Raw genomic sequence first — 14,861 nt, forward strand, 5'->3', positions numbered from 1 at the left:
TTATGTAGAAAAAATTATAAAAACCTATACAGCGCCCAATGCGCCAAACGTGGCCATCATGCCGATACCGGTTTCAATAGCGGATTCATCAATGTTAAATACCGGGGTGTGTACGCCAGCAGTTATTCCCTTTGCTTTGTTGGCGGTGCCCAACCTGAAAAAGCAACCGGGTATTTGTTGCGAGTAATAGCCAAAGTCTTCGGCGCCCATGCGCATTTCCGTTACCTCTACTTTATCGGCACCCATATATTCTTTGGCAAGTGCGTCGGCTTTTGGATACAACGCTTCGTTGTTGTAGACGCAAGGATAGCCCACATCAATATGTACATCGGCTTCGCAACCCATGCTGCGCACCAGCTCAGATGTAATTCGCTTAATGATATCGTGGGCTTTAAAACGCCATGCTTCGTCCATTGCACGGAATGTGCCCATCAGTTTTACTTCGGTTGGAATAACATTGGTTGTATAACCGCCTTGAAAAGAAGTAATAGAAAGCACGGAAGGCGAGAAAGGGTTTGCATTGCGGCTCACCACCTGCTGCAGCGCCACCACCAGGTGCGATGCCACAAGAATGGTATCGGTGGTCCAGTGCGGGGCTGCAGCATGTCCGCCCTTCCCTTTTACTGTAATGTAAATTTCATCGGCTGATGCCATGGCAATGCCCGGACGGAACGAAAGCAGGCCCACTTCCAATTGCGGATTAACATGCAGCGCATAAATGGCTTGCGGAGCAGGATTTTGCAACACGCCTTCCTGAATCAACAGCGATGCACCACCGGGATTTTTTTCTTCACCGGGTTGAAAAATCAACTTCACGGTGCCATCCCATTGGCCCCTTGTTTCCGATAAAATGCGGGCTGCACCCAACAAACAAGTGGTGTGCACATCGTGGCCACAGGCGTGCATCACGCCGGGCACGGTGCTTTTATATTCAATGCTGTTTTCCTCTTGTATGGGCAGCGCATCCATATCGGCACGGAGTGCCACGATGCGGCTTTGCGGGTTGCGGCCTTCAATGATGCCGACTACACCGGTTGTTGCTTTTACCTCAAATGGAACTCCATACTCCATTAGCTTTTGCTGCACAAATTTCGACGTTTCAAATTCCTGGTAGCTTAGCTCGGGGTGCATGTGCAGGTGATGGCGCACTTCAACGAAATGCGGTGCGTATTGCGCCGCCAGGTTTTTTATAGTGGATAGTTCCATTTATGTTGGTTCAATAAGTTCAATAATCAAGTGATTCAAAGTTCGGGGTTGGTGGGCAAATAGGCTTTGTTTTTTGGAACGCAACAACATATCCGCTTTGACTACCAAAAACGCAAACAACAAGGCCGCATTGCCCAATTCAAAATAAGCGGGCAAAAAAAATCCTGCATCAAAAAGACACAGGATTGTTCCATATATTAAATATTTTAGTTGCTTTCTTCGTCGTCTTTTTCAGGTTTTACCTCGATGGTGTCGTTGATGATAAACACGCCTTTTGGAAAGTAAGCATTCATCAATTTTTGGTATCGCACTGCCTCATCTCTTGTTTGAAAGTTTCCTGCCTTCAGCCGAAAAAACGGTGACTGGTAAACGAGGTAAGCTTTCAACTCCGGAAATGCAGTGTACACTTTTGTTTTTGCTGCAATGGCTTCATCACGTTTGTTGGTGTTCACCACCATCAAGCGGTAGCCCCGCATGGTGCGGCCATACATTTTTTTGGTGGCAGTATTGATGGATGCCTGTTTTTTAATCAGCATATCAATACGCGGGTCTTTGTGCACCACCACCGTAGGGCCATACAGGACCGAGTCGCGCTGTGCAAAGCTTAAATGCGCCATCAACAAAAATGCAAAGAAAAATAGTGGCTTCATGTGTTCAGTTGTTGCGGTAACAGTACCAAAAATAGTTCCATTATTGTTGAGGCACTGTTAATAGCTGCCTTCGCCGGCAGGCGCACCCTGCACAATGGCCACACTAGCGCTGCAGCCCAGGCGGGTAGCGCCAGCATCAATTAGTTGCTGCGCAAATGTGTAATCGCGGATGCCTCCGCTGGCTTTGATCTGGATGTGTTCCGGCAGGTTTTGCCGCATCAGTTGCACCGCTTCGACCGATGCGCCTTTCGCTGCATAACCAGTTGAGGTTTTTAAAAACTGCACCGGGTATTGGCGATAAAGTTCGCAGCAGGCCACAATTTGGTCGTTGGTCAAAATGCCCGTTTCCAGGATTAGTTTTAGGGCTGCACCACTGCTGCCGATGGCGCCTGTAATGGCTGCAATTTCCTCTTCCAGCGTTGCCCGGTCGCCAGCCACAACTGCGGCAATGTTCACCACCATATCCAGTTCATCGGCACCGGCTGCAAGTGCTTCTTTTACCTCGGCAACTTTAGCTGAATAATGGCTGTAGCCAAACGGAAACCCGATCACCGTAGCCACTTTTATAGCACTGCCGGCCACTTCTTTTTTTGCCTGCGCAATAAAATAGGGCGGCACGCAAACCGATGCAAAGCCGTACTGCACGGCCTCGGCGCACAGCTTTGATATTTCCGCACTGATGGTGTCGGGTTTTAAAATAGTATGGTCGATAAAAGAAGCGATATGCATAGTATTTATATTTATTTTTAAAGCCATCGAAACCGCACCTACGCGGTGCAAAGAAAACCCAAATAGTGATTACATGAGAAAACTACGAACCTGGATGCTCTGTGGCGGAGCCCTTTTTTGGCTGCCCACATTGCAAGCCCAGACAACCTTTCCGCAAAACGGCGTAGCCGATCCGCGCAGCGGCTATTATGCCTTTACACATGCCACTCTGGTAAAAGACGCCACGACCACTTTAAAGGATGCAACCCTCGTTGTTCGCGATGGGCGGATCGTATCCGTTGGTGTGGGCGGTGCTGTGCCCAAGGGTGCAGTGGAAGTAAACTGCAGCGGCAAATTTATTTACCCCTCTTTTGTGGATGCGTACAGCGATTACGGGACGCCGCCACCACCGCCGCGCCAATCCGGCTTTAATTTTTCGGCACCGGCGCAGCTTACTTCTACCACAAAAGGCGCCTATAGCTGGAACGCAGCAATACGCCCCGAGCAGGCCGCCGCAAGGGTGTTTGCAACGGATGAAACCAAGGCGAAAGCCTTGCGAGATGCGGGTTTTGGCACCGTGCTCACCCACGTGAAAGACGGTATAGCCCGCGGCTCCGGCGCACTGGTATCGCTGGCCAGCGACAAGGAAAACATGACGCTGCTGAAAGAAAAAGCATCGGCGCATTATTCCATGAACAAAGGCTCGTCCACACAAAGCTACCCCGGCTCCATGATGGGCATTATTGCCTTGCTACGCCAAACTTACCTGGATGCGCAATGGTACAAAGCCAACCCTGAAAAAGAGGGCCGCAACCTGAGCCTCGTGGCCTGGAACGAACTGCAGCAACTGCCACAGATTTTTGAAGCCAATGATAAATGGAACGCATTGCGTGCCGACCGCATTGGCGACGAAGCCGGTGTGCAATACATCATTAAGGCAGGCGGCAACGAATACCAGCGCATTGCTGAAATGAAAGCCACCGGCGCTACGTTTATTCTGCCGCTGGCATTTCCGCAGGCACAGGATGTAGAAGATCCTGCCGATGCCCGCATGGTTTCGGTGTCGGATATGAAGCATTGGGAACTGGCGCCAACCAACCCCGCAGCCTTTGAAAAAGCAGGCATTCCGTTCTGCCTCACTACTTCCGATCTGCGTGACACAAAGGAGTTTTTATCGAATGTAAGAAAGGCGATTGCCTACGGACTTACCGAAGGTGCGGCATTAAATGCGCTGACCAAAACACCTGCCACGGTGCTGGGTGTGTACAACGAAGTGGGCAGCCTTGATGCAGGTAAATGGGCCAACTTCTTTATCTCGTCGGGGCCTATTTTCAATGATGGTGCTACTATTTATCAAAACTGGGTGCAGGGCAAAAAACACAGTGTTCGTGAAGAAAGCTGGGCCGAGCCCAAAGGCACTTATAAAGTGGTGTTCAATACTGCTTCGGGTCCCGCTGAATATACTTTAAATGTAAAATCTGGCACATCGGCTGCGCTGGTGGCGGGCAAAGACACAGTTACATCCCGCTTTTATTTTGATGGCCGCTCGGTGCGCCTGAACGTGGCTCCCGAACGCAGCCCCGATACACGTTTTCGTTTAAGCGGTACCGTTGGTGCAGAGGGTTGGAGCGGGTACGGTGAAGACAGTGTGGGCAACCGTTTTACCTGGACGGCTGTAAACATGCCGGTAAATGCAGCAGCCAAATCCGACAGTGCACGCCGCAAGACGCCGGGCACTTTGGGCAAGGTTGTATTTCCATTCGAGCCATTTGGCTGGGAAGAAGGTGCTGCGCCTAAACAGGAAACCATCCTGATTCAAAATGCAACGGTCTGGACGAACGAAGGTGATGGCATTTTGCAAAACACAGACGTATTGCTGCGCAATGGCAAGATTGCGCAGGTAGGAAAAGGAATCGCTGCATCTGGTGCCCGTGTAATTGACGGCACCGGCAAACACCTTACACCGGGCATCATCGACGAGCACTCGCATATTGCCGCAGCTTCGATAAATGAAGGCGGACAAAGCGTTACCTCCGAGGTGCGCATTGGCGATAACCTGGCGCCGGATGACATTAATATTTACCGCCAGTTAAGTGGCGGTGTTACGACATCGCACATTCTGCATGGTTCGGCCAACACTATTGGTGGGCAAACGCAACTGATCAAACTGCGGTGGGGCGCCAATGATGAGGGCCTGAAATTTAAAGGCGCCGATCCATTCATCAAGTTTGCATTGGGCGAAAACGTAAAACGTTCGCCAGCTGCGCAAAACAACCGTTTCCCCGATACCCGTATGGGCGTGGAGCAGGTGTTGACCGACGCATTTACCCGTGCAAAAGATTATGAAAAAGCATGGAAAGATTACGAGGCGAATAAAGGTAAAAAAGGCGCAGTCGCGCCGCGTCGCGACCTAGAGCTCGATGCACTTGTGGAGATCATGAACGAGCAACGTTTTATTACATGTCACTCGTATGTGCAAAGCGAGATCAATGCTGCGATGAAAGTGGCTGATAAACTCGGCTTCAAATTCAACACGTTTACCCACATTTTGGAAGGCTATAAAGTGGCCGACAAAATGAAAGCGCATGGCGCCAACGCATCTACTTTCTCCGACTGGTGGAACTACAAAATGGAAGTGATTGATGCCATCCCGCAAAACGCATCCATCATGCAGCGGGTTGGTTTGAATGTAGCCATCAACTCTGACGATGCAGAAATGGCCCGCCGCCTGAACCAGGAAGCGGCGAAAAGCGTGAAGTATGCCGGCATGAGCGAAGAAGATGCATTCAAAATGGTAACGCTGAACCCCGCCAAGATGATGCACATTGATAAGCAGGTTGGTTCTATCAAAGTCGGCAAAGATGCCGATGTGGTTTTGTGGAGCGATAACCCGCTGAGCATTTATGCAAAATCGCTGTACACCATCGTTGATGGAACCATTTATTTCGACCGAGAAAAAGATGCGCAAATGCGCCAGTCACTGGCAGCAGAGCGCCAACGCTTGGTGAAGAAAATGGTAGGCGAGAAACGCAGCGGTGCACCGGTATCGCCAGCGCAACCTACTTACCAACTGATGCACACCTGCAGCGATCATGCGCACAGCCATGGACTGCTGACGATTGATGTGCAGGAAACAGAATAGTTCACACGATTTAATATCAAATTTCTTTTGATGAAAAAATACTTCCTTCTCTTCTCCCTTGCTGCTTCGCTGGCCGCTTCGGCGCAGGAAACAGTGTACCCGGCGCCCAAACAAAAAGGGCCGGTTGTCATTACCAATGCCACGGTGCATGTGGGTAATGGACAGGTTTTAAATAATGCATCGATCGCTTTTGAAAATGGAAAAATTACTGCGGTAGGTGCATCCGTTACACCGGCCGCTGGTGCCACTGTTGTTAATGCCCAGGGCAAACATGTTTATCCCGGCTTGATCCAGTCACTGAGCAATCTGGGCCTGGTAGAGATCAACAATGTGCGGTCAACAAACGATGTTCGCGAACTGGGTGAACTCAATCCAAACATCCGTTCCATTGTTGCCTACAACACCGATTCCAAAGTAACCAATACGCTGCGCACCAATGGTATTTTGCTGGCCAATGTAGTGCCGCAGGGCGGGCTTATATCAGGCCGGTCTTCGGTGGTGCAACTTGATGCTTGGAACTGGGAAGACGCGGTGTACAAAATGGATGGCGGCGTGCACGTAAGCCTGCCGCTGCTGATGCCACAGGCTTCGTTTTTACCGGCTGCAGCCGGTGCTCCAGATCCTGTGAAAGCAGGCATGGAAGCCATTGACCGGATGCGCAGCTTTTTTCGTGAAGCCAAAGCTTTCCATTCCAGCGGTGTTACATCTACCGAAACCAACCTGAAGTTCGACGCGGTAAAAGGCCTGTTCGATAAAACGCAGAAACTGTTTGTGGAAGCCAACACCATCAAGCAAATTTTGATTGCCGTGGATATGGCAAAAGAGATCGGTGCCGACTTAGTAATTGTTGGTGGTGCCGATAGCTGGCGTGTGGCCGATCTGTTGAAACAAAATGGCGTGTCGGTTATTCTGAGCCAGTCGCACAGCCTGCCCATTTTGGATGATGACGATGTGGACCAGCCGTACAAAACGCCTGCACAATTGCAAAAGGCTGGCGTATTGTTTGCCATTGCCGATGAAGACGGCAACACCCGCGGCCGCAACCTTGCGTTCAATGCAGGTACTGCCGTTGCCTATGGCCTGAGCAAAGAAGAAGCGCTGCAGGCTGTTACACTGAATGCTGCAAAAATTTTAGGCATTGCCGATAAAACCGGTAGCATTGAAGTAGGTAAAGATGCCAACATCATTGTTGTAAAAGGCGATGTGCTGGACATGCGCAGTTCGGTGATCACCGATGCTTTTATTCAGGGTCGTAAAATTGATTTGACGGATAAGCACAAGCAACTCAGTGACCGGTTCGAGCACAAATATGAACTGAGGAAATAAACTTCGAAACAGCCTGTTTAAGTCAGTTTTGTAAGCGTTAAAAAGCAAAGGGTCGATTCAAATGAATCGACCCTTTTTGTATGTGTCCGCGCCTATAAATGCTCTTTATTGCTCTTACATTTTTACCAGTTGGCTCACTGTTTTCATACCCATAATGTTGGTCAGTTCTACAAAATACACGCCTGCAGATTGATCGCTGATTTCGGTAAGCTGGTGCTGGTTGCTGCCGGCTGTTACTGTCCACATTTTGCTGGCTACCATTTTGCCATTGGCATCCCGAACAATGATCTGTACTTTTTCAGCTTGCTTCGCAGCGTACGACAGTGTTGCAACCGATTGGGTAGGGTTGGGGTAAACATTGAAGGATTTTTGTTCGGATGCAGCCAGTTTTACCGTTTTTACTTCGGTAAATTTCACATCGCCGTCCAGCGAAAGGCCTTTGATGCGGTAGTAAACAACACCTGTTGTAGTTGCCGCATCTTTGTATTGGTAGCTTGCAGTTTCATTGCTGTATACTGAAGCAACTTGTGCAAAGTTTTTACCGTTGGTGCTGCGCTCAATTTCAAAACGCATACCGGGTTCGTACATCGCGGTCCAGGTCAGTTGCGGTACATTCTTCTGCACCGATGCCTGGAACGAAGTGAAATGAACAGGCAGTGCTTGCGACAGGCTCACCAGGTTGGAGCAGCCAGCCGTTTTTGCCATTGAATCGGGCTTTTCAAAAATACGGTACACAGTGTTGGCATGTATTGTTCCCCAGCCTTCGTCGAAAATGCGTGATGGGCTAGTGCGGGTTACATCGTACACCAGCAAGCTGTCGGTAGTTGCGCCGCTTTTACCGAAGGTGCCGCCGCCAACTGTTTTTCCTTCAAAATACAGTTGTGCATCACCATTAATAGAACCATAATTGGTAAAGTCCACGCTGCGGATTACCGCTCTGCCGCTGTTGTTAATCGTTCCATTGTTGGTCAAAAAGTCTTTGTTCGTACCGGTCTTGCCCACCCAAAGCATGCCTTGGTTATTTATGGTACCATTGTTGGTTAAACCACCGCTGGTAATCATTTTGCACCTATTGGTAAACGTTACATTGCTGTTGATAACCAGTGCGCCGTCGGGTTGAATTACACCCGTGTTTTCATAAGTGCCGGTGTTTAGGGTAAAGGTCGATTTGGTAGTGATGGTATTTTTATTATTAAATACTTTGCTTTCATTTACTGCGATTGCACCAATGGTGGCGATGGTGCCCTCATTTATCAATGAGGTACCAATGTTTACATTCAGCGCGCCACCTGCAGTCATCTTGCCGGTATTGGTGAACACGGATTGGGTATTTAATTGGATAGCGGAGCCAACCGACAATGTTCCTTCGTTGGCCAGTACGGTGGTTCCATTTAATGTCAGGCCGTTGGTAATACTGGTCACCGAATTTTGTTTGTTGCTCCATGAAGCGCCGTCATTCAGTGTCAGGCCATCGGCATCAACGATGCCGAAATTTTCTACCCTTACTCCGTTGCCAAAAGTGGTATAAGGCAATTTCATGTTACCGTAATTAAAAATGCGGCCTTTGGGGTTGGTGATAGAGTTGGGATTGAATACGGCGCCGGAAGAAACTACGATCACTCCATCTTCGTGAAAGGAACTTATGTTCCCCGTAAAACGTCCTGATACAATGCGCAGGGTATCCTTGCGGTTAATGTTGTAAGTAGTGTTGGAACCAAAGTCGCGGATTTCGCCAGCAAGAGCGATAAAGCCGACAAAGAGGGTAAAAATGCAGGTGAGTGCAGTACGGGTATAATTAGTTTTCATAAACAGTCTTTTCCGAAAGGCCGGTGCCTTTACTTAGGGTTGGGATTTATAGGGGTCTAAGGGAATCGTTTATTGGGTATCAGTTAAAACCCTTAGACAGCACAAATGTAATGTGGAAAATACGGTCGAACAAACGTGGTTGCCCTAAATACTTACTGTTTACTAATACAAATTACTTAGTGAATTGCAGCGCTTTGTTATTGATGAGTTTACGGTTGGCGCATTTTTTTACTGTGTAAAATAAAAACCTTTTGTAGGCAAAAATTAGGGGATGGTAATGTGTACTTAATGCACAATAAGCCTGTTTTTACACCCTTTTATATCTGAATAGGCTTAGTAAAAATTCGCTCACTAAGTATTTATACATAAAAAAAACGCCGGCAGGAACAGCCGGCGTTCAAAAAGCACGTAGTGATATCTATAAATCGACAGGAACAGCATGCTGCTCAGCCGGTTCAAAAACACACAAACTGGCCACATGATCCCGGCTGCCGTCGGTAACCCAAGTATCCAGTTGCGCAATATCCTTCATCTGCTGGCCACGTTGCCGCGGCACGGCAATATACCCGCATTTTACATCGGGCAGCGCCGACATATCGCTCCAAAGTTTTTCAATTTGCGCCACTGGGTAAATGTCTTCCTGCCCATGCCCCCAGCGATATTTTACATCTTTAATGGTTACATAAGTTGGAATGCGGTGGGCCACGCTGCGCACAGCTTTAGCCAGTTGCGCCTCATCGCCCCGTTGCAGATCATGGCGGGAAAGTCCAAACAATTTCAAAAGCGGATCGATCTGGATCCAAGTTGTCATCGAGTTGTAGTAACTCAGCGCCAGTTCGTCTTCCTCGCGGGGCTGGGCCAAACCTTCCAGCAGGCGCACCTGTCCGTTAACCCGTGCCAAGCCACCGCCGCGGTCTTCAATGCGGCGCGGCACCACTTCAAATGTGAGCACATTGCCCGATTGCAGGTGGTAACCCAACGCCGCCGGGTCCACGTCCGCACCCAGCGTATCAATATTATGCAGCATTAGGGTTTGCAATTGCGGCTGCTGCTCCAGCAGTCGTGCCAGCGTGCCATTGCGCAGCAGGTTCGATACTTCGTACCAATGCCCCAGCGGCGAAAAGCGCTGGCTAGCCACGTTATCTACATAATCACTGCCTTCGCCCTTGCTCTTGGCCCAGCCAATCATGGCCTGGCGGCCAGCTTCCCGAACTTTTTGTTTGTTCTCGTCGAGGGTTTCCTGCGGCATTTCTTCCCACAGAAAACGCAGGTCGCGTTCCATGGGCACATAGCGCTGTCCTATAGACCGGCCCGGTGAAAGCAGCGTGGGACCGCCGTACCCGAAGTTGCCGGTGTTAGCCAGCTTTTTTTCAATAGCGCTATGGGTGAGGTAGCTGGTGGCCACGAGGTGCGGAATGGTGCCGCCAAATTGCTCGGCCACGCGGCGGGTTTTGGCTAAATGTATTTCCAAAAATGAGCGGTGTACGCCGTCTATTTCTACAAACGGGTTGATGGCTTTGATCACGCCGGCACCTTTGGTCCAGCGGCTGCCCACACCGGCGGCCAGGCTCATCACGCCCACTTTGCCGTCGCGTATGGCGGCCTCGCCAAGGGCGGCTACTGGTTGCAGGTCATCAAAATGTACAAAATCGCCGGGCTGCACATCTTCGATGGTGGTTTCGGCCGGCAGCCTGTTCCGCGACAAGCCAATCAAGCCTTTTTGCAATTCCTGCCTGATTTCTTCGTGCTGAATAAAATCAAAGCCGTTTTCTTTTTTAATACGGTCGGCCTTATCATTTTCCAGCCCGCGGTTGCTACCTGTTGCGGGGTCAGATACTTTAAAGAGGTTTGAAACAATGGTGCGGAGCAGGGGATAGGCGAGGTTGTTTTGTTCGCAGTAGGTGGTAAACTGGTCAATTTCCGCCCGGCGGATGTACGGCACTTGGGTGGGTTCCAATCGCACCAGCTCCGATACATGGATGCCATAATATTGTTCGGGCATTAGGGCTTCGCCGCCTTGTTGCAGGCTTGCCCAACTACCATTGTGGTTGATTCGCCAGTTGTACACCACCGGCTCCATCGCAAACGGCAGCGAGTCGCTGAGTTCGGCCTTGGTGGTGCGCAGCAGTTCCAGCACTTTTATTTTATACTCATCATAATGGGCCGGGTTTACAAACATACCCATGCCGCCGCCCGACATGCCGCCCAGCATCAGGAAGCCATAGTAGTCGGGGCCAAAAGCTTTTTTAGCTTTGGCAATAAGTTGTTCGGTAAAATAAGTGGACGCCCAAGGAATGATGGTTTTGATGGGGCCGAAAAAGTTCGCTTCGGTTTGGCCCGCCAGCGCCTTGATGTCGCCGCTGCCAATTGCCGAAAGAATATTTTCGAAGATCTGGTTGGTACGCTGCCGTGCACCCCATTCCCGCTCGCCGCGTAGCAGGTATTTTTCCGAAACCATTTCCAGGATCGGGCCCACGTTTGAGGCCATGCCGCCGTGCATCAGCACCAGCGAATGGGTAAGTTGGTGTTCAAAATCGGGGTGCACTTCGCCTTCACCCAACACATGGTGGCGGGGCAGCAAGGTGCCGCGGCTAATGCCCCACTCAGGATCACCTGCCTGAGCCAGTGTACCGGTAATGGATTTAATGCCGGGCCAAACACCTCCGGAATCCTGCCAGCCGCCCCCCGAGCCGCCAATCCATTCGCCCAGGATGGCGCGGGATGCCACCAGGCGGCGTTCGCTTTCCTGCAGTGGGCCTTCCAGGTTTTTCGTTTGTCCGCTGGCCCGCATCAGCAAACTAATGATGCAACCGAGCAAATTGGTGGAAACCGCAAAGCGGCTGCCTTTCGGAATGTCGTTTACCTTGGTTACCAGCTCAATGCCCATGCCCGGTGCTACCATGCGGCCCAGCACTTCCTGCAAAGATTGGTTGGTGCCTTCAAACGAAGGCGGAATCAGCCCCGACGCAATGACGCCGGCTTTGATCAGGCTCAAATAGTCGTTGCCAAAATTGAACAGGTCGGCCAGGTCGCGAACATCTTTGGTTGTATTTAAATCAATAGAGGTCAGGCGCAGCACCGGCTCGGTTATCACCCGCACATAAGCATGCAGGGGTGGGCGGATTTCTTTATCGCGGCCAAAAACGCCAAGGTCGATTGATACGTTGATGACCCGGGCACCTTCGGGATAATCCATGCCCAGGAAAAATATATCCGACCAGCCGCTGTGTGTCAGGTCCATCCGCACCGAAGTCTGTTCGTGCAGGATGGGGTAAAATAAGGAGTCGGGTTGGCGCTGCAACAGCTTTGAGTGGATGCGAATTGGATGTTCTTCGAGGTGGCCCACCCGGAACATCCATTGATTGCCCTTGCTGGAGCGTACGCTTTTACGCACCTGGTCGGCCAAAATTTGAAATGAAAGATGGTGGTAGCTGTCGGCAAGCGCACTGAACAGGGCCGCGTTGGGACCGCTTTTTTCCACCTGTTTTAAAAAGATGGCAATGGCAGTTTCGAACCGGCGGCCCAGCAGGTCTTCAAAACCTTCGTAAGGAATTTTGCCGGTAGTTGGCGTCTGTGGCGTTTCTTGCAGAAAAAAGCGAAAGCCGGCGTGCAAAAAAAGGATTGACCGCACTTTATCGTACAGGCTGCCGGTGCTTTTGCGGAAATCATCCAGCTCACGCAACTGATGCCACATTTCCGTAGGGCTTATGCTTTTGGCCAGCTCAAAAAATGAGCGGTTGCGCAGGTGCGGCTCCGTGGCAGTTATGGTTTGAATAAATATGTTCATGATGTAGGGGGATTGGAAAGACAGAAGTCGGAAGTCCGAAGACGGAAGACAATCACACCAGCGGAATAGTCCTCGGACTTCGGACATCTGACTTCGGACTCAATTAGCTATTTGCTTCGGCAAGCGATTCAACCAAAGTGGTGAGGGTTTCGTTGTGGGCTTCGCCGGCGAGGCCGAGGGCTACCTGTGCCCGCAGCAGGCCATGGCGGCGGCTGAGGTCGTAGCGGCGGCCTTTCATTTCCAGTGCCAGGTATTTTTCAGTTTCGGCCAACTGCTGCAGCGCAGGAGTCAGCAGCACATTGTTGCTGCCGGCTTCCACTTCATTTTGCAACAGCTGAAAAACGGTCGGTGTAAACACGTGCATGCCAAAGAAGCAGAGGTAATACCCGGCACGCAATCCTGATGTTTGCAGCTCCAACTCGGCCTGGCTGAGCGAAGGTTTTTCAATCAGTTTTTCAATGCTGTACATGCCGGTTTGGCCCGCTACATGTTTGCCGGTAATCGTGCCATACCGACCAATCTGGTGTTCGATAGTAGGGTTTACCGCCGACACGGAACAGCCTTCTCTCGACGCCAACTCAATCAGCTGGGCGGCGCAGCGCTTGGCACCTTTTTGCGACACATATAGATAGTCGCCTAAAAGCAGCAGGAACGGCTGATCGCCTACAAAGTCTTTGGCGCAGTACACAGCATGCCCATAGCCACGGGCTTCTGATTGCTCTATAAATTGAGTGGTGGAAAGGAGATGGTCAATCTTATCGGCCTCTGTTTTCGCCCAGTCGCTGCCCTGGTAAAAGCGGATCAGGTTATCGCGTAGCGATGCAAATGCGCCGGCATAGCGTTCGCCATCGCCAGGGGCGCATACAATGCAGATTTCCTCAATGCCCGAAGCATAAGCTTCTTCGGCAATGATCTGGATCACGGGCTTGTGCAGTCCATCCACATCTACAACAGGCAACATCGCTTTTTGAATCGTATCGGCAACAGGGTACAGTCGTTCGCCACGGGCCGCGGCGGTAATGACAGCTTTCTTAATTTTCATATTGGTGCAGTGACTTTGAAAGGGCCTAAAATTAGGCCTTCGCCGCGGTGCCATCAAATATTAAAAAGAAATGCATGCACACCGGCGGTTACCGGCCGCCGTTGGCTTTCAGATCGGCCTCGCAGTGCGGGTCCAGTTTTGGAATATCGCCACGTACCAGGTAGCCAAAGCGGTCCTGCGTACCGATGCTGTAATACATCAGGCAGTCCTTATTGCTGCAATGGCTTTCATGGTCGTCGTCCTTGTGGTCCGACTGCATGTCGGTGCCTTTGTTGATCAGCCCCAGCAGGTGGCCCACTTCGTGGAGCAGCACAGTTGTTTCCAACTTGGTGCGGTCGGGCTGGCCAATGCGGCCCGAATGTTTCAAAATGGGTTTGCCAAAAATGACGGCCGATGTATTTTGGTAAGCCAGCCCCAGGATCCGCGGGTTCACATACTCGCCGTTGGTGTACACCAGGTGCACTGCCAGCGTTTTATTGCGGGTATATTCCGCACGGGTCTTGCGCTCCAGCGCTACCAAGTCGCTGTGGTTCATCACAGTATCGGCAATGGGGTCAATTTCTTTGGTTGTAATAAAAATGCCCGCCGGCTTATTTAAATATTTATCCAGGAAAAGGTGCAGGTTTTTCAAAGCCTGCTCGTCGGGTTTGAAGCCCGACATGTATTGCACTTCAATCTTGAGGGCCGTGTATTTTTCGCTGCTCAGCAGGTCGCGGGCCGATGCGCCAAAGCGTTTGTTGTGCAGCGCCGAAACATCCACACGTTCTTCTTCGCCGGCAATAACCTTCACGCAGCCGGTGGCCAGAACGAGGAAAGCAAGGGCGTAAAAAAAACGTTTCATAGCGTGCAGTTTTAATGGGTGATTGTGGGAATTTGGACTCCTTTAAAATTCGTAAAAATGCACGGCAATCAACCCTTCGAGATTGTTAAAAGCACATCCGTAACGTATGATTTTGATTAGGTAGGGTTATAAATGTTTGCGATCAAAAAGGTGTGCTGTCGAATATTACGTGTCATGCCGAACTTGTTTCGGCATCCCCTAATCATTCAGGTTTTACTTATGTTTAAGGAGATGCCGAAACAAGTTCGGCATGACAACACTGAAGAGCAAAAGGTAACGTGTTTGCGGTCGGTTTTAACGACTAATGTTAGTTCTGTGTTACTATTTAAAAGAAAAAACCACCGGCCGGAAAG

General features: G+C 50.4%; 9 protein-coding genes. 2 read left to right on the forward strand and 7 right to left on the reverse strand.

Translation table 11 applies throughout. The annotated features are described in order from the left end of the window. Positions 1–24: 24 nt before the first annotated feature. From EPD17_RS10105 to deoC, 3 genes are all read right to left on the reverse strand, one after another. Positions 25–1,206, reverse strand: a complete 1,182-nt coding sequence (locus EPD17_RS10105) for a M20 metallopeptidase family protein (protein ID WP_132053890.1) — start codon at positions 1,204–1,206, stop codon at positions 25–27. A gap of 206 nt (positions 1,207–1,412) precedes the next feature. Beyond that, positions 1,413–1,856 (reverse strand): SPOR domain-containing protein, encoded by a 444-nt coding sequence (locus tag EPD17_RS10110; protein ID WP_132053891.1) that lies wholly within the window; start codon positions 1,854–1,856, stop codon positions 1,413–1,415. Between the two features lie 57 nt (positions 1,857–1,913). Continuing rightward, positions 1,914–2,585: a deoxyribose-phosphate aldolase gene (deoC, locus tag EPD17_RS10115; protein ID WP_132053893.1), complete on the reverse strand. Its 672-nt coding sequence runs from the start codon at positions 2,583–2,585 to the stop codon at positions 1,914–1,916. Positions 2,586–2,658: 73 nt separating this feature from the next. On the opposite strand from deoC, the gene EPD17_RS10120 reads away from it, so the two are divergent. Both EPD17_RS10120 and EPD17_RS10125 read left to right on the forward strand, forming a co-directional pair. Continuing rightward, positions 2,659–5,706, forward strand: coding sequence for an amidohydrolase family protein (locus EPD17_RS10120; protein ID WP_132053895.1), 3,048 nt, complete (start codon positions 2,659–2,661; stop codon positions 5,704–5,706). A 30-nt stretch (positions 5,707–5,736) separates the two neighbouring features. Beyond that, the gene (locus EPD17_RS10125; RefSeq protein ID WP_132053897.1) at positions 5,737–7,032 is read left to right on the forward strand and encodes an amidohydrolase family protein; all 1,296 of its coding nucleotides are present in this window, start codon (positions 5,737–5,739) and stop codon (positions 7,030–7,032) included. Positions 7,033–7,146: 114 nt separating this feature from the next. Here EPD17_RS10125 and EPD17_RS10130 read toward each other — a convergent pair whose 3' ends face one another. From EPD17_RS10130 to EPD17_RS10145, 4 genes are all read right to left on the reverse strand, one after another. Next, positions 7,147–8,838 (reverse strand): T9SS type A sorting domain-containing protein, encoded by a 1,692-nt coding sequence (locus tag EPD17_RS10130; RefSeq protein WP_132053899.1) that lies wholly within the window; start codon positions 8,836–8,838, stop codon positions 7,147–7,149. Positions 8,839–9,256: 418 nt separating this feature from the next. Then, a complete protein-coding gene (locus tag EPD17_RS10135) occupies positions 9,257–12,625 on the reverse strand; it encodes a UTP--glucose-1-phosphate uridylyltransferase (RefSeq protein ID WP_132053901.1) in 3,369 nt (1,122 codons plus the stop codon). Positions 12,626–12,728: 103 nt separating this feature from the next. Further along, the gene (locus EPD17_RS10140) at positions 12,729–13,667 is read right to left on the reverse strand and encodes a UTP--glucose-1-phosphate uridylyltransferase (RefSeq protein WP_132053903.1); all 939 of its coding nucleotides are present in this window, start codon (positions 13,665–13,667) and stop codon (positions 12,729–12,731) included. 88 nt (positions 13,668–13,755) lie between these two features. After that, a complete protein-coding gene (locus EPD17_RS10145) occupies positions 13,756–14,508 on the reverse strand; it encodes a hypothetical protein (protein WP_132053905.1) in 753 nt (250 codons plus the stop codon). Positions 14,509–14,861 lie beyond the last annotated feature (353 nt).

The organism is Pseudocnuella soli, from assembly GCF_004347775.1.
GTDB classification, from domain to species: domain Bacteria; phylum Bacteroidota; class Bacteroidia; order Chitinophagales; family Chitinophagaceae; genus Flavisolibacter; species Flavisolibacter aquaticus.